Here is a 252-nt window from a genome sequence, read left to right as displayed (position 1 = left end):
TGCCGTGACCCCGGGCGTCATCGCGCCATGGTTGGCGTAGATGCGCCCGTAGGCCAGTAGATACAACTGCGGGTTGAACAGTTGCCGATACAGTTCGTCACACGGCAGGCCACGCCTGCCGCGTTCACGCAGGACACCCAGCACCGTTTTGGTGTTCTGCATTCCGCATACCTCCCGGGTTCAAGTGTCCGAATCACCTGGCCCCCTTCGCCCGATGCGGACGGCTTTCCCGTCCTCCCTGGCCGGTCGTTA

At 63.1% G+C, this 252-nt stretch carries 1 pseudogene; it reads right to left on the bottom strand.

Annotation, left to right across the window (positions count from 1 at the left end):
• Window positions 1–162, bottom strand: a pseudogene (locus IH50_RS43420) (RNA-directed DNA polymerase); the annotation flags it as partial.
• Window positions 163–252 lie beyond the last annotated feature (90 nt).

This window comes from Streptomyces sp. NRRL S-37, from assembly GCF_000721605.1.
Classification (GTDB): domain Bacteria; phylum Actinomycetota; class Actinomycetes; order Streptomycetales; family Streptomycetaceae; genus Streptomyces.
The sequence above is the reverse complement of the archived record's forward strand: the minus strand, read 5'-3'. Positions and strand labels throughout refer to the sequence as shown.